The following is a 20,187-nucleotide window of genomic DNA, read 5'->3' as shown; positions in this document are numbered from 1 at the left end:
CCGTTGTTGGTCAGGCCTGGAGGTCGACGACGACGCGCGTCACGTCACCGCTGCGCATCGCCTTGAAGCCCTCGTTGATCTCGCCGAACGGGATGACCCGCGTGACCATCTCGTCGAGCAGCAGCCGCCCCTGCTGGTAGAGGCGCGCGAGCTGGACGATGTCCTGGCGCACCTGACCCGAACCCATGTACGAGCCGATGAGGCGCTTCTCGCCGAAGAAGAAGTCCGACGCGGGCACCTGGAGCTCGGTGCCCTCCGGTGCGATGCCCACCAGGCACGCGGTGCCGGTCGCCCGCACCACCGAGAGCGCCGTGGCCGCGGTGCGCGCCGAGCCGACGGCCTCGAACGAGTAGTCGACCCCGTCGCCCAACAGCTTCCGAACCTCGGCGGCGACGTCCTCGGCGCCCCCGTTCACGACATGCGTCGCGCCGTAACCGCGCGCGGCCTCGAGTCGTGCGTCGTCCAGGTCGATCGCGACGACGGCCGAGGCCCCTGCCAGTCGGGCTCCCTGGATGATGGCCGACCCGACCCCGCCGCAGCCGATCACCGCCACCGTGCTTCCCGGACGCACCCGGGCACCGCGGAAGACGGCACCGACGCCGGTGATGACACAGCACGCCAGGAGGCACCCCACGTGCAGCGGCACCGCGTCGTCCAGCTTCACCAGCGCGTTCTCCCGCATGAGGGTGTGCCGCGAGAACGCGCCGACGTCGCCGAGCCGCTCGACCGGCTTGCCGTCGGTCAGCTGGAACGCGGGACGCGGGCGGCGGCGGACCTCCGCCACGCGCTGACACTGTGTCGACCGGCCGGCCTCGCAGTTGACGCACCGGCCGCACGACGGGGTCAGCGCCCCGACCACGCGGTCGCCGACACGCAGTCCGGTCACCGCGGAGCCGGTCGCCTCGACCACACCGGCCACCTCGTGACCCACCACCACCGGCAGGTCGGTCGGCACCGTGCCGGTCATGTAGTGCAGGTCGCTGTGGCACAGGCCCACGTGCGAGACCGCGACGCGCACCTCGTCGGGCTCGGGATCGTCCACCTGGATCGTGGTCAGCTCGAGCGGTTCGTTCACCGCGGTGAGCACCGCGGCCTCTGTGTCGATCACGTCTTCTCCTCTGTCGTTCGTTACGGAAGGGGCCGTACCGACCCGTTCGTTACGGAAGGGGCCGTGCCGGCCCGTTCGTTACGGAAGGGGCCGTGCCGGCCCCCGTCCGGAGCTACTTGCCGGTGCCCTTCGCGCTCCAGAAGCCTTCGACGCCCGCCCTGAACACCCCGCTCTCCCAGGTCTTCCGCGCGGCGGCGTCCTCACGGGCGAAGGCCTGCTCGATCTCGTCGAGCCGCGGCCGCAGGAGCGCGAGGTGGAGCGCCGTCGTGTTGTGCTCCGGCGTCCACTCGACGACCAGGTCGACGGCACGGCCGACCAGTTCGCCGGGCGCGACGACCTCGTCCAGGAGGCCGATCCGCAGGGCCTCCTCTGCACCGATCCGCGGCGAACCGAGGACCATGCGCATCGCGTGGTTCCGGACGAGCCGGGTCAGCAGCAGGCTCGACGCGTTCGAGATCGTGATGCCCCGGCCGTTCTCCGGCTGGTAGTACTCCGCCGCCGGGCTGCCGATCCGTGCGTCGCAGCAAAGGGTGATCTCCGAGGCTCCGCCCACCGCGAGACCGTTCACGGCCGCGATGACGGGGACCCGTGTCTCCAGGATGGCCCGGGTGATGTCGTGGAAGGTCTCGAACGCCTCCCGCATCTCCTCGTACGAGGTGGGCGGCGCCTGCAGGTCCTCGCCGGCGGAGAACGCCCGGCCCTCACCCGTGAGCACGATGCCGCGCACGCTCTCGTCGGCCCCGAACTTCCTTATGACCTGGGCGAGTCGGCGTCGCGTGGCGACGTCCATGGCGTTCAGCTTCTCCGGACGGCGCAGGGTCAGCACCGCCACGCCCCGTACGACGTCGACGTCGAGGACGTCCGTGGACGGGGTGGAGGACGCGACGGCGGGCGCGCCCGCGGAGCCGCGCCGGGTGCCCAGATCGAAGGTGACGCCGGGCTCGGCCGCGGCGCGGGCCTTGAGCGCCGGCTTGGACACGCGCTCGGACGGCGTCCGCGGGAAGTCGGTGACGAACTCGACGTAGCGCGGCACCTTGAAACGGGCGAGCTGCCGGCCGGCCCGGTCGACGAGCCGCGCGGCGGTCGTGCGGTCGGCCGGCACCCCGGCGGAGAGCTGGACGAAGGCCTTGACCTCTTCGCCGAAGGTCTCGTCGGGTTCGGCGACGACGGCGGCGGCCACGACCTGCTCGTCACGTTCGAGAGCGGCCTCGACCTCGGCGCTCGCGATGTTCTCGCCGCCACGACGCACCATGTCCTTGATACGCCCGACCAGCCGGATGCCCCCGTCCGGCCGGCGGACGACGACATCGCCGGTGTGCAGCCAGCCGTCCCGGAGCACGCGGGCGGTGTCCTCAGGACGGTTCCAGTAGCCGAGCATCATCGGCCTGCCCGAGACGATCAGCTCACCGGGCTCGCCGTCGGGCAGATCGACTCCCTCAGGATCGACCACCCGGGCCCGTTTCGTCGGCACCGGAAGCCCCAGGCTCCCGCTTCCCACGGAGTGCGCGTCTTCGACGGAACCGAACAGGTCGACGCCGGTCTCGGTCATGCCGTAGATCTCCCGCCACGGCGCGCCCCAGCGTTCCTCCAGCTGCGCGTGGATCCCGACCGGGATGCCCGAACAGAGCACCAGGCGCAGCTGGTTGTCCAGGTCGTCGGGGTTCGGCGGTTGCTTGAAGAGCAGCGTCGGCATGGACCCGAGCACGTAGAAGAAGGTGGCGCGGTGGCGGCGGACGTCGGCGAAGAAGCCCGACGCGGAGAACCGGGGCAGCACGACCAGCGGGGCCCCGATCGTCAGGGCGAGCGCGGTGTTCCACTGCGGGTCCATGTAGGAGAACGGCTGAGCGGTGAGCAGGACGTCGTCGGACCCGAGGCCGGTCACCGCGGCGCAGGTCCAGCCCAGCCGCACCCAGTAGTCGTGGGTGAGCATGCACGCCTTGGGGAAACCGGTGGTGCCCGAGGTGTACTGCAGGTTCGCCAGCGTCCCGGGGGTGGGGTGCACCGCCGGAGCGGTCGCCGGGAAGGGCGCGGACCCGTCCGCTGCGACGTCGACGATGCGGAGGTCCGCCAGATCGGTCTCGGTGTCGGCGACCTCCTTCAGGAGGCCTGTCCGCTCGTGATCGGTGAACACGACCCGGGCTCCCGAATCCCGCAGGAGGAAGGTGAGATCAGCCCGCTTGTACGAGGAGTTGACCGGTACCGCCACCGCGCCGGCCTTCAGCGCCGCCAGCCACACGACCGGCCAGTGCACGATGTTCGGGAGCATGATCGCGACCCGGTCGCCGGGCCGGAGGCCGTCCGTCTCGATCAGCCGGTGTGCCAGCCGGGAGGTCCAGGCGTCGATCTCGGCAAAGGTCCAGGATTCCTCGCCGAAGCGCAGGAACTCCCGATCGGGGGATCGCTGCGCGCGCTCGGCCAGCAACCCGGTCAGCGTCGCGATGGACGGGTCCTCTCCCATCTGCTCGGGCCTGACGGCCGGCTGCGGACGGGGAGAGGCCGTGCCTCCCTCTCGCTGGGGCGTTTCCTTCACGACCACGACTGCTCCCCGGCCCCGGCAGGGCTCTGCTCACGTCGGTTGGGCTCCGCATCGGCCGACTCGTTGTGCTGGTGCAGGGCGCGGTAGCCGAAGTAGTAGGTGAACATCTGGAATCCCCAGGTGCTCAGGGCGCCGATGTAGAAGAGGGTGTGCGCCTCGTCGTCGCCCGGAATGTGGACGAAGTCGTACGTCCAGGCGATGACACACGCGGCGGCGGTCGCCAGGATCACGCCGACGGCCGTGCCCTTCGCGTCGATCGACCAGAGCCGCCTCGCGAAGTAGACCAGGAACAGGGTGGTCAGAACGTTGACCACGATGAGGAAGATCGCGACCCCGACGCCGAGCCGCTCGCTGAAGAACAGCAGGAAGAGTCCGACCGCGGTGGCGAACACGAACACCCCGACATCCGTCCCCACGGACGGCTTGTACCGGTGCGTCACCTGCATCAGGCCCATGACGAGAATCAGCGTGATGCCGACCGACCGGGAGAACTGGTCGAAGAAGTACGCGACGGTGTACATGGGACTCGTCTCGTCGGCGCCCACGAGCGCATAGACGAGGAAGTTCGACCCGGAGGTGGCGACGGTGATCCATTCGAGGCCGAGAAGATAATTCTTGAAATTCCGGATGAATTTCCACCCGAGGGTGAATCCGACGACGATCATCCAGACGTCGGCGAGCAGGAAGAGCAGGTCTCTGAATGCCATTTTTCCTCGGTTCCTTGATACTCGTCAGAGCGTGGTGGGCAGGCCGGCGTCGAGGGAGGTGTAGTCGTCCCGCTTGAGCAGGTCCATGGGGTCGGACATCTGGCCGGCGACTTCGGCCCAGCCGAGGTAGTGCTCCGTCGACCAGTCGAGAGCTCGCTGAATCTCTTCCGGGAGCTTCCGGATCTGCTCCAGGTTGTATGCGAGGAAGTGGTTCTCCTCGGTACGCAGGAAGGCGAGGTCCCAGCCCATCGAAAGCCCGAAACGATGGGTGTCCGTGGTCGTGTTCTCGCCGCCGCCGTGATAGGTCGACCCGATCCAGATGAGCGCGGAACCCGCCGTCATCTCGGTGGGGACCGCCTCCTCGCGCCGAGGCGCCCGGTGGTCGTCCCAGAGGTGCGACCCGGGGATCACCAGCGTTCCGCCGTTCTCGGCGGTGAAGTCGCTGACCGCGACCATGATCTGCACTCGGGCTTCGCGCCGGTATTCCGGGTGCCGCCACAGCCAGACGGAATCGTCGCGGTGGAGCGGCTGCGCGCCCTGGCCGGGGCCGATCTTGATGGCCATGGTGGCGCCGATGTGCATTCCCGAGGGAGCCGGCACCGCCTCTTCTCCGAAGAAGACGTCGAGTGGCTTGTCGAGGATGAGCTCGGCGACTCGGTGGTACAGCGGGTTCAGCGCCACGGTGACCATGTGCTCGGTCTTCGCGAACAGGCCGCCGGCCCGACGGGTGCGGTTGCCGGCGAACACCTCGTCGTGCCCCGTGTCCACCGCGTCGAGCACGGGATCCAGGTCGGCCTCGAGGCCCCGGATCGTCGCCTCGTCGAAGAGCCCTTCGACGATCACCCCGCCGTCTCGCAGGATGATCGCGACCGCCTCTTCGGGGGGCGTGTCGGCGGGGATGCGCGCGAGTGCTGGGTTCGGCATAGCTGTTCCTCCAGTCGATGCCGGTGACGGCATCGGGTTTTCGCGAGGGGATGCGAGTCATGCTGGTGCATCGTGGTCATGCGATCAAGTCATCTGACCAAGTATTCCGAGCCGAGCTGTGAAGTCCGTCGTTGTGGACAAACCGCCTGGTAGCCTGGGTGTCGACTTGATCAAACGTCCAACTTCGACAGGGGGCAGATGTGGCACGCGTACCAGCGGCCGAGCGGCGCAACGACCTGGTGAACGCCGCCATCCAAGTGATCGCGAGCCATGGCGTCGACGGTGCGACGACTCGTCGCATCGCCGAGCAGGCGAACGCCCCGCTGGCCACGCTGCACTACTGCTTCCAGACCAAGGAGCTGCTGTTCGCAGCCGTTTTCGAGAGGCTGACGGAGCGGTACCGCGAGGTTCTGATCGAGAACGACGTGCACGGTGACCTCGTCGCGACCGCGCGTGCGATCCTCCGCGGACTCCTGAACTGGTATCTCGAGTCCGATTCGGAGTTCGCGTCCGCGAGCTTCGAGCTGATCAGCTGGGCGCAACGGCAGGAAGAGCACCCGGCGGTGACCGTGTACAACGAGGCGTTCAACGTCGTGCGGTCGATCCTCGCGCGGGCCGCCGCCGGACGGGACGTCGCGCCCGAGACGATCGACCAGATCGGCTACGTGCTCGGCACCCTTACGGACGGCTTCGTCGTGAACTGGCTGACGTACGCCGACCGTTCCCGAGCCGCCGAGCAGGCGGAGATCGTCGTCGAGGTGTTCGACGCGTGGCTGGACGCGAAGCTCGCCTGATCACGAACCTGGGACGGCCCCTGACCGGACCCGAGCGGCGTCCGCCCGTCGGCGACGCGCCGACGCGCTCGGGTCGGCCGCGTCACAGGCGTTTGACGGATTCCTCGACGATCCACGTCATCGTCGGATCGTCGCTCTCCATCCATTCCGGGTGCCACTGGACTCCCAGCACCGGTGCGTCCGGAAGCTCCACCGCCTCGACCACGCCGTCGGCCGCCCGGCCCGTGACGAGAAGCCCCGTGCCGCAGCGATCGACGGCCTGGTGGTGCCACGAATTGGTGACGGCCCGCGCTCCGAACAGTCCCGCCGCGATCGAGCCGGCCTCGAAGGTCACGACGTGATCGTCCGTACCGTCGGTGAGCGCGGCCTCCTGCGACAGATGCCGCACCTCGCCGGGCGGAAGGTCGGCGATGAGCGTGCCGCCGAGCGCGACGTTGAGGACCTGCATGCCCCGGCACACGGCGAGCACGGGAATCCCCCGGTCGAGGGCGGCACGTACCAGCGCGAGCTCGTACCTGTCCCGTTCGAGGTCGTGGACCATCGGGTCCGTACGGGGGTCGACGTCGCGGACCACGGAGGGGTCCCCTCCCCAGCACGCCGGATGCAGGTCCTGCCCGCCGGTGACGACGACGCCGGCCAGCCAGTGGCAGACCGCCTCCGGATCCGTCTCGTACGCGAGGTGCACGGGGAGGCCGCCGGCCCGGGCGAGCCGGATCGCGTAGTCGGACATGTAGCTGTCGGCGCAGCGGTCGCCGTACCGCCGGTCCGCACCCTTGATGAGGTCCAGCCGGATCCGTCGGCCGGTGACGCCGATCAGCGGCCGCACCGCGGTCGGCGTGCCGCGCGTCGTGGCGCTCACGGCAGTTCGAAGTATCGGGCGGACTCCCACTCGGAGAGTTCGGCGAGCGGATCCCCGCCCGCGGTGTGGAACTGCATCCACTCCCACCGGCGCGTTCCGACCCAGTAGTCCACGAACTCGGCACCGAGGAGGTCGCGAAGGACCGGGTCCGCCTCGAGCGCGGCGGCGGCCTTCGTGATGGTGTCCGGCAGCCGGGTGATCTCCCCGGGCGGCATGCACCACGCCATCTCGGCGACCGGCTCCGGCGGTTCGATCTTGCGCTCCAGGCCTGCGACCACACCCGCCAGCACGCCGGCGAGCGCGAGGTACAGGTTCGCGTCGGCACCGGGGACCCGGTACTCCAGGCGGGAGTACGACGGGTGCCCGCACACCGCCCGGATCGCGGTGGTCTTGTTGCTGATGCCCCAGGTGGCGGTGACCGGCGGGCCGCTGAGGTCCACCAGGCGCCGGTACGAGGTGATCTGCGGGAGCACGATCGAGGTGTTGCCCTCGATCGTCGCGAGCAGACCGCCGACGGCATGGCGCATCGCCTCCGACGGCCCCTCCTCCGCGTAGAACGCGTTGACGCCGTCGCGCTGGAGGGACAGGTTGATGTGCGAGGCCTGTCCGTAGCCCGCGGTGGGCTTGGCCATGAAGGTGACCGTGTGGCCGAGGGCGAACGCGACCTCGCGCATGATCTGGCGGGTCCGCGCCCAGGCGTCGCAGACCGCGATGGGGTCGCCGGGCGCCAGGTTGATCTCGATCTGGCCGGCGGCGTCCTCGTCGCTCCAGGCCTCCCACTCGATGCCGACCGCGTCGAGCCGGTCGGCGACGGCGTTCATGTAGCCGGTCCAGTCCTTGGACTTCGCCAGGTGATAGGCCGTACCCGCGCTCCCGCCGAGCGGAGTCAGGTCGCGATATCCGCGGGCGCGCGCCTCGTGGATGGACTCCTCGAAGACGGTCGCCTCGATCTCGACGGCGACGGTCGCGGTGAAGCCGAGCGAGGCGAGCCGGTCGGTCATCTTCTTCGCCAGGTTGCGCGGACAGATGGGGACCGGCGTGCCGTCCTTCAGCCAGTAGTCGCCGATCACGGCGTCGAGGCCCGGCTCCCACTCGACCTGGGTCGACATGTCGGGGCGGAAGTAGACGTCGTCCAGATGCCCGCGCCAGTCGGGATAGGCGAAGCCGAAGGCCGGGGCGTTGCCGAGGTCGAGGCCGAACAGGAGGTCGGCGAAGGCGAACCCGGAGTTCACGCCCGAGGCGAACTTCTTCGGCGCCAGAGTCTTGCCGAGGAACGATCCGTCGTGGTTCGTCGCCTCGATCCTGACGGCCCGAGTCGTGCCGTTGGGGGCGTCAACTCCCGTGACGGGCCGGGTGAGTTCAGACATCGTAACGAACCTTCCAGGATGCGCCGACCATGACCGACAGCTGGGAGAGGGTGCCCTGGATCCCGAGCACACCGGTGGAGAGAACGGCGAGGAGGTCGTCGGCTCCGGAGAACACGCCGGCGAGCGTCTCGGGGGCTCCCGCGATGAGGTAATGGGTCGTGCCCTCGCCGAGCACGACCTGCTCCAGGCCTTCGGGGCCCTCGGTGACCGCGATGAGCACGTCCGGAATCCCCGGTACGGAGCGTGCGGCGGTCCAGAAGTGCTCGGCGGCCGGCTGCCAGTCCGGCACCGGCGGCGACAGCGCGAGGAGCGCGTCCGAGGCCAGCTCGGCGTCGCCCGACGGGGCTTCGACGGGTGCGAACCGGGCGTTCAGGTCCACGGTGATCGTGGCATCGGGTTCGACGAGGACTCCGCTCGAGACCTCGATGACACCTCCGGCGAAGGTGATCGTCGCCGCCTGCGGCGTCTCGTGGGACCGGATCGCCACCGTGGCGGCCGGCTTCCGCAGCGCCTGGAGCGCATGGCCCGCACGGGCGGAATCCCGCAGGGTGCGGCCGATCAGCCGGACGAGGGGAGTCGCATCGTCCTCGATCCTTACGTCGACCTCTGTGGTCGTCGCTGCGCCGGACACCGCAGGAGCCGTCGTGGTTTCGGTCATCCTCCAGTCCTTTCGACTTCGGGAGATCACGCGCGCCGCGAATCGGCTGCTTCGGATCTCGGATGGACCGTGATCATCATGGTCAAGTGACTAGATCAGGTGACTAGGATGGTGGGGTACAGGCCGCGACCTGTCAATGACTTCGGGAAGGCCCCACAGTGAATGAAGTGAATTCCTCGTACTGGGACCGGCTGGACGCCGATGCGCGATACGCGGCGCAGGTCATCGCCGGAACCCTCCAGAAGCCCGTACGGGAACTGGGTGCGGAGGCGGCGCGGAAGCTCCTGGCGACCCCGCCGTCGGAGCAGCCGATCACCCCTCTCGACCGGGTCGAACGCCTGACCCTGCCGGCCCGCTCCGGCGAACTCCGTGCACGCCTCTACCACCCGGACGGCACGCCGCCGTCGGCCGGACCGCGCCCGGCGCTGGTCTATCTGCACGGTGGCGGCTTCGTCCTCGGGACCCTCGACGGAGTGGACGAGGTCTGCCGCGCGATCGCCGCCCGGTCCGGGTGGGCGGTGTTCTCCCTGGAGTACCGACTCGCGCCGGAGAACCCCTATCCGGCCGCGCTCGACGACTGTCTCGACGCGTTCGCCTGGTTGCGCCGATCGGCATCAGGGCTCGGCGTCGACCCGCACATGATCGCCGTCGGGGGAGATTCCGCAGGCGGCAACCTCGCCGCCGCGCTGTGCCTCAAGCTCCGCGATCTCGGGCTCGCCCGCCCCGTGTCCCAGGTGCTCGTCTACCCCGCCGTGGACGATGCGTTCGCCACCCCGTCCTGGACGGAGTTCGCCGACGCACCCCTGCTGACCAGTGCGGATGCCCGCTGGTTCTGGGAGCAGTACCTCGGTCCGGACCATGGGGGAGTGGTCGATCACTACGCCGCCCCGATGCACGCCGAATCGCTGCGGGACCTTCCGCCGGCGCTCGTTCTCACCGCCGAGGTCGACCCGCTTCGCGACGATGCCGAGGCCTACGGCGAGAGGCTGCGGCGTGACGGAGTGGAGGTCACGGTGACCCGCTGTGCCGGCGTCTTCCACGGCTTCTTCACCGAAGTGGGCGTGTTCGCCAGGACGGACGAGGCGATCTCGCAGGTGGTGCGCCATCTTCAGGACGCCGCCGGCTCCTGAGTGCGCGCGGCCGGGGCGAACCGAGTCGCGTCCGACTGTTGACGGCACCCGGCCCCATGGCTAGATTCCGTTGGTCATACGACTAAGTCGTTTGACTAAAACCTGCGCTCTGATGCGCCGAGGGGCGAACGGCCCCCGCCGAGGCGAAGCCCTGACGGCCAGATGTCATCCGCATTTCGACTACCCGAAGGCACACGCATGACTGAGACCGCTCCACCCACCGCACCCGTCGTCGACCTCCTCTGTGTCGGTGCGGGATTCTCAGGCCTCTACGCGGCTTACAAGGCCGTCGAGAAGGGCTGGACATTCGCGGGATTCGAGCTCGCGCCCGATGTCGGTGGCACCTGGTTCTGGAACACGTACCCCGGCGCCCGGTGTGACGTCGAGAGCGTCTACTACTCCTACTCGTTCAGTCAGGAGCTCCTGCAGGAGTGGACGTGGAGCGAGCGCTTCGCTCCGCAGGCCGAGATCCTGAGCTATATCAACCACGTCGCGGACCGCTTCGACCTGCGCAGGCACTTCAGCTTCAACACCAAGGTGACCTCCGCGACCTGGCTTCCGGACGAGCGGCTCTGGGAGGTGACCCTCGACTCCGGCGAGACCCGGCGGGGCCGTCACCTGCTCGCCGCCTCGGGCGGTCTCTCGACGCCCAAGGACTTCGACGTGCCGGGCCTGGAGAACTTCACCGGGACCACCGTCTCGACGAGCCGGTGGAACATCCCGCTGAGCGACCTGGCGGGGAAGCGCGTCGCCGTGATCGGCACGGGATCGTCCGCGGTGCAGTGCATTCCGCTCATCGCCGAGGTCGCCGAGCACCTCACCGTGTTCCAGCGCACCCCCAACTACGTGTTCCCCGCCCGGAACGCCCCGCTGTCGGCGGACTACGTCGACGAGATCAAGAGCAACTACACGGCGATCCGCGAGGAGTGCCGCCACTCGCTCGGGGGCATCCCGGACCGCATCCCGGACGCCGCGGCGTTCGACGTCTCCGACGAGGAACGGCGTGAGCGCTACGAGCGGGCCTACGTGCGAAGCGGATTCAACGGCGTCGGCGGCGAGTTCTCCGATCTGCTGACCGACGCGAGGGCCAACGAGACCGCGGCGGAGTTCGTGCGCGAGAAGATCCGCCAGATCGTCCACGACCCGAAGACCGCCGCCGTCCTCGAACCCCGCTTCCACCCGCTGGGCGCCAAGCGCAGCTGTTTCGGCACCGACTACTACGAGACCTTCAACCGGCCCAACGTCTCGGTGGTCTCCCTGCGCGACGAGCCGATCGACACCATGACGAGCGACAGCATCGTCACGAGGGGCGGCTCCTACGAGGTCGACGCCATCGTGCTGGCGATCGGGTTCGACGCCTTCACCGGCCCGCTGTTCGCGTTGAACGTCTCCACTCCGGAGGCCGGCAGGCTGCAGGACGCGTGGAGCGACGGAGTTCGGACGTACCTGGGCGTCATGGCCGCCGGGTTCCCCAACTTCTTCATGGTCGCCGGACCGCAGAGCCCCGCGCTCGCGAGCAACGTCGTGGTCACGATCGAGCAGGCCGTCGACTGGATCACCGATCTGATCGGGCACGCCAAGGTCGTGGGGGCCGACGTCATCGAGCCGACGGTCGAAGCCCAGGAGGACTGGGTGAAGATCACCGAGGACACGGTGAACCAGACGCTCTACGCGACCGCCGACTCCTGGTACCGCGGTTCGAACGTGACCGGCAAGCCGACCACCTTCCTCGGTTACGTGGGCGGCGTCGGCAAGTACCGCCGGATGTGTACCGAGCTCGCCAAGCGCGGCTACCCGGGCATCGAGCTCGACGGCGAGACCGCCGCCCGCCGCCTCGGCCCCATCGACAGGGAGATCGCATGAAGGTCGTGCACCAGCGCTATGTCGCCCACTCCGAGGCGCACTACGCGGGGAACCTCGTCGACGGGGCCTTCGGGCTGAAGCTCTTCGGGGACGCCGGAACGCACCTGGCGATCACCATCGACGGCCACGAGAGCCTGTTCGCCGGGTATGCGTCGGTCGAGTTCCTCGCGCCTGTCCGTGGCGGCGACGTGGTCGAGGCCGAGGCGCGCCTGGCGTCGAAGGGGAGGCGCAGCCGGACCGTCGACTTCGAGCTGCGGATCATCTGCAGGTCCGTCGACGACAGCGGCCGGGCCGAGGTGCTGGCGGAGCCCATCGTGGCCACTCGGGCGCGAGGTACGGCCGTCGTTCCGATCGACGCCGCGACGACGGCACCGTGACCGCCGGGGGCGACGTCGGCCGGCGAGGACGGTCCGGGGCGCACCCCGACAGGTAGACGGTCACGGCGGCTTGAAGCAGTTCACGGCGGTGGGCCCGAAGGCCCATCGCCGCACCGGTGGAGGCCGTCCGGGAATCGACGGGACCCAGTCCCGACCGGGCGGCTGTCCGTGCGTACGGCCCGCCGATTCCGGCGGCAGGCCGTATGGATGCATGCGTGGTCCCGCAAACAACCAGTTCGGAGACTGACATGACCGAGATCAACGAACCGAGCGGCCTGGCATGGGAGTTGAGACCACGCAGCGCACCGCGGAAGGGGGCGCTCATCGCGGTCGGTGCCCTTCTCGTCATCCTGACCAACGCGATCATGTTCATCCTGCCCCCGCTCCTGCCGGTCATCCAGACGCAGTACGGGCTCACCACCGTGTCCGCCGTCATGTGGATCTTCACTCTGCTCACGCTGGGAGGAGGCGCGGGCTACATCCTGCTTCCGCGCCTCGCCGACGTGTCCGGCGATCGCAACGCGTCCGTCCTGGCCTCCGGCTGTCTTGCCGCCGGGGCGCTCGTCCCCGCGGTGGGCGACTCGTACCCGGCCCTGCTCATCGGGTCCACGGTCATGGGCTTCGGCAGTGCAGCCCAACTGCTGCCCCTGGGCTTCCTGCGGCGGAACCTGGGGGAGGAGGGGATCATCACGGCGGTCCGTGTCCTGGTCGTCGCATCGGGAATCGGGATTGTCGTGGGCATGATTGGCGGTGGGCTCATCGTCGAAAGCCTGTCCCTGCGTACGTTCTTCTGCATCCTCGCCGCGGCGTGCGTGGCGACGACGATCGCCTCGTTCGCGGCCATCCCCCCTTCCCCGCCGGCGGAGTCCGGCGGCCGCATCGGCCTGCTCGGCACGGTGTGGTTGATCACCTGGGTCGGGGCGGTGCTCCTGACGCTGACGCAGGGCCTGGTGTGGGGCGGCGCGGCCGTCATCCCGCTGGTCGCCGGTGTCGTCGGTGGCGTCCTGTGGGTGCGTGTCGAGCGGAAGTCCTCGGCCGCGGTGTTCGACGTGGTGCTGCTGAAGTTGCCCCTCGTCACCGTGGCGTGCCTGTCGATGGCGGTGTTCGGTGCCGTGAACGCGGCCTTCCTGCTGCTGCTCAGCACGTACAGCCAGGTCGTCCCCTCCGCCCTCCCGCCCGCGGACGCGTACGGTCTCGGGCGCACCGCGCTGCAGACGGGCTGGCTCATGGTGCCCTTCGCGGTGATGTTCGTGGTGGGCGGCAAGGTGGTCGATCGGCTGGTCGCCAGGGGGCGCGGCGCTTCCGTGCTCGTGACGGGGGCGCTCCTCAGCGCCGTGGGACTCGCCTGGCTCGCGCTGGCGCACGATCACGCGTGGCACTATCTCGTGGGCGCCGGTGTGATCGGCCTCGGGTGCAGCATGGGATACGCGGCCGGGTTCAGCATCGCCCAGATGGCGGTGCCGGAGGAGAAGGCCGGGATGGCCGCGGGTGTGGCCGGCACCGCGATGGCGATCGGCATCGCCTTCGGATCGGCACTGATCACCGGTGTGCTGAGCGCCTCGGTCGTCTCCGTTCCCGGAACGGAGGTCGAGGTCGCCGAGAAGAGCCTCTACGGCACGAGCTACTGGATCTCGGTCGGCCTGGCCCTGCTGATCGTGGTCGCCGTGCTCGTCTCGCGAGCGCGCGACGGCCGGCGCGTCCCCGCCGCGGCGTCCTAGACGGACCACGGTTCCCGAGGAGGTGCCGGCGTGTCGACGGGCGATCCGCCGGCACCTCCACCGCCAGGAAAAGGGCACTCGGCCGATCGCTGCTCCGAAAGCGAAAGGTACTGGTCCACCGGAATCGTCCCGCAGAATGTTCCGTTTCCAGGGTGGTCGGATCGGGTACCCAGTGCCGGGGCACGGCAGCCCGATACGAAAGTCATGACCCCTCTTTCGGGACATGTCGCGGAACGAGGGAGAGGATCGGTGTGTGCGAACACGGACCAGCCCGGTACTGGTGACAGACGCGGGGTCGTCGAGTTTGCGTCTGACGCTCTTCGGGGACGGCGGTGAGGTTCTCAACGAACACCACAGCGAATCTCCTCCTGGCGAGAGCGCATTCGGTTCGCTGCGGCAATTGCTGAGGGAAGGGCCGGCTCCCGCGGCTGTGGGTCACCGCATCGTCCACGGCGGCTCGGAGCTGCGCAGCCACACCCTGCTCGATGACGATGTGCGTGTCCGCTTGGATCGCGTGGCGGAACTCGCGCCCTTGCACGTCCCGCAGGCCTTGACCGTGCTGGACGCGGCCCGGGACCTGCTGCCCGGAATTCCGCACGTGGTCTGCTTCGACACCGTCTTCCACTCCGGCCTACCGGCTGCCGCGCGGGAGTACGCGGTACCGGCCGGCTGGCGCGAGACGTACGGACTGCGCCGCTACGGCTTCCATGGCCTGTCCTACGCCTGGGCGCTGGCCCGCACCGCTGAACTCCTCGGCCGGCGCCCGGAGGAGCTGCAGCTGGTGATGGCGCACCTCGGCGGCGGCTGCTCCGCCTGCGCGGTGCGCGAGGGGCGCAGTGTCGACACGACGATGGGCTTTACGCCGTTGGAGGGTTTGGTGATGAGCCGTCGCAGCGGCAGCGTCGACCCTGGTGCCCTGACCTGGCTGCTGAAGAGGAAGAACGTGTCTGCGGACGAGATCGAGGACGCTCTGAACCACAGGTCCGGTCTGCTTGCCCTCTCCGGCACTTCCGGCGACACGCGCGACCTGGTCCGCAGCCGGGCGGCGGGCGACGAGCGTGCCGCACTCGCCCTTGACGTCTTCACCCACCATTGTCGTCGCGGTATCGCCGGGATGGCCGCGTCCTTGAGCCGTCTGGACGCTCTCGTCTTCACTGGTGAGATCGGTGAGGATCAGCCCGAGGTACGGGAAGAGGTGTGCGCCCGGCTGTCCGTGTTCGGCCTCAGGGGCGGTCTGCGACCGCTGGTCGCCGAGCGGCCGGAGATCGTCAGCGCGCCGGGCGCACGGGTTCCCGTCGTGGTCGTGCCTACGGGAGAGGCCCAGCAGATCGACCTTGAGACCCGGGCTCTCCTGGCTCACGGCTGAGCGGGGGCCGACGACACGGCCTCACCGGTACCAGGGAGATCACGCGGGTCGAGTCCGCATCCCTACGACCCCTGCGCCGGCCCCGGTTCGCACAGCTGTGGCGGGGGTTCAGCCGGATCCGGGGGATCAGCCGGCTCCGGGGGTTCAGCCGGATCCCCCCAGCATGATCTTCCACACCCGGGTCGCGACCTGGAGGTTGAGCCGGTCCTCGACGTTCGCGAGGTCGTTGCCGCTGATCTCTCGGATGCGCTGCAGCCGGTAGCGCAGCGTGCTGCGGTGGATCGCGAGGGACGCGGCGGCCTCGTCGTAGTTGCCGCCGCAGTCGAAGTACCGGGAGAGGGTCTCCACCAGGGTTGCGCGATGTCGGGAGTCGTAGTCGATGAGCTGCCCGAGCCACTCGTGGACGAACGTCTCCAGTTCCTGGTGATCGGCGCCAGGTCCCAGGATGCGGTACAGGCCGAGCTCGTCGAAGAAGGTCGTGCCGTACCGCTCGCGGGAACTGAGGCGCACTTCGAGGGCGCGCTGTGCCTCCTGGTAGCGGTGGGGGATGTCGGGCACGGAGTCGGAGGGGGCGCTCACCCCGATCGCCCCGGACTGTGTTCCGGTCTCCCGGGCGAGCGCCTCGTGCAGCGCGCGAGCGTGCGGTCTGTCGTCAGCGACCAGGACCACGTGGCCGGAGCGCCGGGTCAGCAGCGAGTGCATGCCGACGGCAGAGGCCGCCCGGCTCACGGTCCGGGCGAAGGAATCGTCCGCGGTCCGGTTCGACCACTCCACGACGACGACGTAGTGGCTGCGGTGCAGGTCGTGTCCGACTGCTTCTGACCGGGCGTAGGCGCTCGCGGCGTCCGTCCCCGCCAGGAGGTCGTCGACCAGCTCACGGTGCAGCCTCAGCTCCACTTCGGCCAGATTGCGCAGGTGTGCCAGCTCCAGGGCGAGCGACGCGGCGGCGTGTTCCAGCGCGAACACGGTGTGTTCGTCGGCCTCACCCAGGGCGTCGACCAGAGCCAGCACGCCCAGGATCTCGCCATGGGGGCGGACCAGCGTGATCAGCCGGTCCTTCATCCGTACGGGCCCGACCTTCCGGGCGACGGCGTGCAGCATGTCGTTCCGGCGGACGGGGTCCGGTTCCGGGTAGGGGTCGGGTCGGCCGGGTCCTGACCAGGCCTTCAGCCGTCCGAAGCGGTCTTCGACCAGCGCGGGAAGGCCGGTGAGCTCATGCAGTGCACGGGTGACCGCCTCCTCGCCGCCGCCCGCGGCGGCGATGTCGGCCATGAGCACGTGAACGGCCCGCTGGTACCCGAGCTCGGCCACCACGGAGGTCAGCTGCTGCTGAAGGGCTGCGCGTTCCTCCCGCAGCCGGTAGAGCTCTACCGCGTCCTCGCGCTGCCGGCGCTGCGCGAAAGCGACGGACAGGGCGGCAGCGGTGTGCCGGACGAGCGTGGCGAGCAGGGACCGCTGGGCCCCGGTGGGCCGGATGCGGGAGGTCACCACCAGGTACCCGTGCAGTCTCTTCATCCCGCGCAGCCCCAGGGCCCAGCCCCAGGTCCCGTCGGGAACGGTCACAGGCCCGTCCTGCCCGTCCAGTTCCCGCACCCTGCGGTCCACGGATGCGGCATGGGTGTGATCGTTCTCCGGGCTGGGGACCAGGTCGCCATCGACCTGGAGGTATCCGGCTTCGGCGCGGTACGGCCCGGCGGCGGCTATGTGGTGCATGGCCAGGCGCAGGATCTCGGCTTCGCTCGGGGCTTCGAACAGGGTGGAGGAGAGCTCCATCATGTCGTGGAGGGCAGTGGCGGCCGGGTTCGTGGCGGACGGGAGCAGCTCTCTCCGCGCATCCGTGGGGTGCTGCCCGGCGCTGCTCGGCGGAAGGCTGCCCTCCCGGTCGGAGCAGCGGCCGTACACGTTGTGTGACCGGCTGCCGACCATGGGATCACTCCGTTCACTCCACAGCTCCGGAGACGCGATCGTTTTCTACGCCTACCCGCTCGGAGGCGCTCCATCCGGAATGTCCGGATGCTTCCCTCTCGTACTCGTGGGGCTACCGGGCCCGTGAACTTCTGACTCGTCAGGGGCAAGCGCGAAGCCGACCGGTCAGCGACCCTGGTCAGGGTCCGGCAGCTCCGCGTGCACCAGCGGAAAGGACCGGGCGATGACCCGGCAACCTCGCAGGACGGTCGCCTCTTCACCCTGAACGAGCGTGATCCGGAGAGCCGGCGCGGGACCGCCGCATTGGGAGGAGATTTCTCATGGCCAAGGCAGTGGGTATCGACCTGGGTACCACGAACTCGGTGATCGCCGTGTGGGAAGGCGGCGAGCCGTCCGTGGTGCCCAACAGCGAGGGCAACCGCACGACACCATCTGTAGTGGCCTTCACCGACACCGGCGAGCGTCTCGTGGGCCAGATGGCCCGGCGCCAGGCGATTCTCAACCCCAAGGGGACCATCTACTCGGCCAAGCGGTTCATCGGCCGGCACTTCGACGAGATCTCGGAGGAGGCCAGGGCGGTCGCGTACGACGTCGTCGAGGGCGACGGCGGGGCGGCCCGCTTCAAGGTGCGCGACAAGTTGTACGCACCTGAGGAGATCAGCGCCCAGGTCCTGCGCAAACTCACCGAGGACGCCTCCAAACAGCTGGGGGAACGGGTCACGGAGGCGGTCATCACGGTGCCCGCCTACTTCAACGACGCCCAGCGCACCGCCACCAAGGACGCCGGTCGGATAGCCGGACTGGAGGTGCTGCGGATCATCAACGAGCCGACGGCCGCAGCCCTCGCGTACGGCATGGACAAGCAGCAGCACGAGACCGTCCTCGTCTTCGACCTGGGCGGCGGGACCTTCGACGTGAGCATCCTCGACGTCGGCGACGGCGTGGTGGAGGTGCGCTCCACCGCCGGTGACAGCCACCTGGGCGGCGACGACTTCGACCGGCGCCTGGTGGATCACCTCGCCGACGACTTCCAGAAGGAGAACGGCATAGACCTCCGCAAGGACCCGCAGGCGCTGCAACGATTGTTCGAGGCGGCGGAGAAGGCCAAGACCGAGCTGAGTTCGGTGACACAGACGCAGGTCAGCCTGCCGTTCATCACCGCCGACGCCTCGGGCCCCAAGCACCTCACCGACTCGATCATGCGGTCCACCTTCGAGCAGATCACCGGCGACCTGGTGGAACGGTGCCTCGGACCGGTCCAGCAGGCCATGACCGACGCCAAGGTCGGCGAGAGCGACATCGACGAGGTCATCCTCGTCGGCGGTTCCACCCGTATCCCCGCCGTCCAGGCCCTGGTGCGCCGGCTGACCGGCGGCAAGGAACCCAACATGAGCGTCAACCCCGACGAGGTCGTGGCCTTGGGCGCCGCGATCCAGGCCGGGGTGCTCAAGGGCGAGGTCAAGGACGTCCTGCTGCTCGACGTCACCCCCCTGTCGCTGGGTGTCGAGACACGTGGCGGCGTGATGACGAAGATCATCGAGCGGAACACCACCATCCCGGTGCGCCGCTCCGAGACCTTCTCCACCGCCGAGGACAACCAGCCCGCCGTCGACATCGTCGTCCTCCAGGGCGAGCGCGAGCTGGCCGCCGACAACCGGGTGCTGGGGCGGTTCCAGCTCACCGACATCCGGCCGGCGCCGCGCGGCGAACCACAGGTCGAGGTCACCTTCGACATCGACGCCAACGGGATCCTCAACGTCACGGCCCGCGATCGGGACACCGGCAAGGAACAGGGCATCACGATCAGCGAGAGCTCCAACCTGGACCGCAGCGAGGTCGAACGCATGGTCCAGGAGGCCGAGCGGAACCAGGGCCAGGACCAGGCACTCCGCGAGGCCGTCGACGCCCGCAACGAGCTCGACGCCGTCGCCTACCAGGTCGAGAAGCGCCTCGCCGAACTGGGCGACACGGCGCCCGCGCACGAAAGGGCACGCGCCGAGATGCTCGTGTCCGATGCCCGGGCGGCGGTCAAGGAAGAGGCGGACGTCGCGCGCGTGCGGCCCCTGACCTCCGAACTCCAGCAGCTGCTCGCCGGGCTGGCGGCCCACCAGGGCGCCGCCGACACCGGCGGCCCTGGGCAGGACGCCACCACCGGCGGTCCCACGAGCGGCGCTGACGGTGACGACGACGTCATCGACGCCGAGTTCGACAAGGACTGAGGAACCGCCATGCCCATGCACCCCGGGAAACCCGACCCCGCCGCACCCGACCACACCGATCCGGCTTCGGAGGACGCCGTAGGTCCCCTTCCCGGCGCTCCGCCACGCTCGGGCCCCCCGACGGGGCCGGGGCCTGCCACGGACGCACAACCCGGCGTCGGCGCGGCCGGCGGCGCCCCCGCACCGACCGAGGACGAGTACACGGCCGAACTCAAGGAACTGGAGGACCGCTGGCGTCGCGCGCTCGCCGACCTGGACAACCTGCGCAAGCGCCACGCCAGGGAACTGGAGCGGGAACGGAAGGCCGAGGGCTCCCGGACGGCCGCCGCCTTCCTGCCGGTCCTGGACAACCTCGAACTCGCCCTGACCCATGCCGGCGCCGATCCCGGAGCCATCGTGGAGGGCGTCCAGGCGGTCCGCGACCAGGCGGTGAACGTCCTCGAACTGCTCGGCTACCCGCGGCACGCGGAGACCGGCGTCGCGTTCGACCCGGCCCGGCACGAGGTGATCGGCGTCGTCCAGGACCCCGACGCCTCGCCGGGCACGGTCGTCGACGTGCTGCGCCCCGGGTACGGGGACGGCGAACGGCAGCTCAGGCCCGCCGCCGTGACCGTCGCGAAGCGGGAGTGACCGGC

At 69.6% G+C, this 20,187-nt stretch carries 16 protein-coding genes; 8 read left to right on the top strand and 8 right to left on the bottom strand.

What is annotated here, in order from left to right; genetic code table 11:
• Window positions 1-10 precede the first annotated feature (10 nt).
• The 4 genes from ACIRQF_RS03050 to ACIRQF_RS03035 all read right to left on the bottom strand — a co-directional run bounded on the left by ACIRQF_RS03050 (window position 11) and on the right by ACIRQF_RS03035 (window position 5,275).
• Complete coding sequence (locus ACIRQF_RS03050; protein WP_376628171.1) at window positions 11-1,108, bottom strand: Zn-dependent alcohol dehydrogenase; 1,098 nt, start codon at window positions 1,106-1,108, stop codon at window positions 11-13.
• Window positions 1,109-1,220: 112 nt separating this feature from the next.
• Window positions 1,221-3,566: an AMP-binding protein gene (locus ACIRQF_RS03045; protein ID WP_404088315.1), complete on the bottom strand. Its 2,346-nt coding sequence runs from the start codon at window positions 3,564-3,566 to the stop codon at window positions 1,221-1,223.
• A 68-nt stretch (window positions 3,567-3,634) separates the two neighbouring features.
• Complete coding sequence (locus tag ACIRQF_RS03040) at window positions 3,635-4,351, bottom strand: transporter (RefSeq protein WP_404088313.1); 717 nt, start codon at window positions 4,349-4,351, stop codon at window positions 3,635-3,637.
• A 24-nt stretch (window positions 4,352-4,375) separates the two neighbouring features.
• Complete coding sequence (locus ACIRQF_RS03035; RefSeq protein WP_404088311.1) at window positions 4,376-5,275, bottom strand: phytanoyl-CoA dioxygenase family protein; 900 nt, start codon at window positions 5,273-5,275, stop codon at window positions 4,376-4,378.
• Between the two features lie 200 nt (window positions 5,276-5,475).
• Here ACIRQF_RS03035 and ACIRQF_RS03030 point away from each other — a divergent pair, with 200 nt between their 5' ends.
• Window positions 5,476-6,069 (top strand): TetR/AcrR family transcriptional regulator, encoded by a 594-nt coding sequence (locus tag ACIRQF_RS03030; RefSeq protein ID WP_376628163.1) that lies wholly within the window; start codon window positions 5,476-5,478, stop codon window positions 6,067-6,069.
• Between the two features lie 82 nt (window positions 6,070-6,151).
• Here ACIRQF_RS03030 and ACIRQF_RS03025 read toward each other — a convergent pair whose 3' ends face one another.
• Genes ACIRQF_RS03025 through ACIRQF_RS03015 form a run of 3 tightly spaced genes read right to left on the bottom strand, consistent with a single transcriptional unit; the run spans window position 6,152 to window position 8,953 of the window.
• Window positions 6,152-6,928 (bottom strand): gamma-glutamyl-gamma-aminobutyrate hydrolase family protein, encoded by a 777-nt coding sequence (locus ACIRQF_RS03025; RefSeq protein WP_404088308.1) that lies wholly within the window; start codon window positions 6,926-6,928, stop codon window positions 6,152-6,154.
• Window positions 6,925-8,295, bottom strand: coding sequence for a glutamine synthetase family protein (locus tag ACIRQF_RS03020; protein ID WP_404088306.1), 1,371 nt, complete (start codon window positions 8,293-8,295; stop codon window positions 6,925-6,927). The genes ACIRQF_RS03025 and ACIRQF_RS03020 overlap by 4 nt, the downstream gene beginning before the upstream one ends.
• The gene (locus tag ACIRQF_RS03015) at window positions 8,288-8,953 is read right to left on the bottom strand and encodes a hypothetical protein (protein ID WP_376628159.1); all 666 of its coding nucleotides are present in this window, start codon (window positions 8,951-8,953) and stop codon (window positions 8,288-8,290) included. Before ACIRQF_RS03015 ends, ACIRQF_RS03020 begins: the two co-directional genes overlap by 8 nt.
• 167 nt (window positions 8,954-9,120) lie before the next feature.
• On the opposite strand from ACIRQF_RS03015, the gene ACIRQF_RS03010 reads away from it, so the two are divergent.
• The 5 genes from ACIRQF_RS03010 to ACIRQF_RS02990 all read left to right on the top strand — a co-directional run bounded on the left by ACIRQF_RS03010 (window position 9,121) and on the right by ACIRQF_RS02990 (window position 15,407).
• A complete protein-coding gene (locus ACIRQF_RS03010) occupies window positions 9,121-10,083 on the top strand; it encodes an alpha/beta hydrolase (RefSeq protein ID WP_404088304.1) in 963 nt (320 codons plus the stop codon).
• Between the two features lie 198 nt (window positions 10,084-10,281).
• Window positions 10,282-11,946: a flavin-containing monooxygenase gene (locus ACIRQF_RS03005; protein WP_404088302.1), complete on the top strand. Its 1,665-nt coding sequence runs from the start codon at window positions 10,282-10,284 to the stop codon at window positions 11,944-11,946.
• Window positions 11,943-12,323, top strand: coding sequence for a hotdog domain-containing protein (locus ACIRQF_RS03000; protein ID WP_376628154.1), 381 nt, complete (start codon window positions 11,943-11,945; stop codon window positions 12,321-12,323). The genes ACIRQF_RS03005 and ACIRQF_RS03000 overlap by 4 nt, the downstream gene beginning before the upstream one ends.
• 248 nt (window positions 12,324-12,571) lie before the next feature.
• The gene (locus ACIRQF_RS02995; protein ID WP_404088299.1) at window positions 12,572-14,041 is read left to right on the top strand and encodes an MFS transporter; all 1,470 of its coding nucleotides are present in this window, start codon (window positions 12,572-12,574) and stop codon (window positions 14,039-14,041) included.
• 253 nt (window positions 14,042-14,294) lie between these two features.
• Complete coding sequence (locus tag ACIRQF_RS02990) at window positions 14,295-15,407, top strand: acetate/propionate family kinase (protein WP_404088297.1); 1,113 nt, start codon at window positions 14,295-14,297, stop codon at window positions 15,405-15,407.
• A 144-nt stretch (window positions 15,408-15,551) separates the two neighbouring features.
• On the opposite strand, the gene ACIRQF_RS02985 is transcribed toward ACIRQF_RS02990, so the two are convergent.
• Window positions 15,552-17,333, bottom strand: coding sequence for a PucR family transcriptional regulator (locus tag ACIRQF_RS02985; RefSeq protein WP_404088295.1), 1,782 nt, complete (start codon window positions 17,331-17,333; stop codon window positions 15,552-15,554).
• 320 nt (window positions 17,334-17,653) lie between these two features.
• On the opposite strand from ACIRQF_RS02985, the gene dnaK reads away from it, so the two are divergent.
• Together dnaK and ACIRQF_RS02975 are read left to right on the top strand one after the other, a co-directional pair.
• Window positions 17,654-19,552 carry a molecular chaperone DnaK gene (dnaK, locus tag ACIRQF_RS02980; RefSeq protein WP_382479681.1) on the top strand — a complete coding sequence of 633 codons (1,899 nt, stop codon included), beginning with the start codon at window positions 17,654-17,656 and terminating at the stop codon, window positions 19,550-19,552.
• A 9-nt stretch (window positions 19,553-19,561) separates the two neighbouring features.
• On the top strand, window positions 19,562-20,182 hold the full coding sequence (locus ACIRQF_RS02975; protein WP_404088293.1) for a nucleotide exchange factor GrpE: 621 nt from the start codon (window positions 19,562-19,564) through the stop codon (window positions 20,180-20,182).
• Window positions 20,183-20,187: the final 5 nt, after the last annotated feature.

It is taken from the genome of Streptomyces sp. NPDC101191 (genome assembly GCF_044767915.1).
GTDB lineage: Bacteria > Actinomycetota > Actinomycetes > Streptomycetales > Streptomycetaceae > Streptomyces.
The sequence above is the reverse complement of the archived record's forward strand: the minus strand, read 5'-3'. Positions and strand labels throughout refer to the sequence as shown.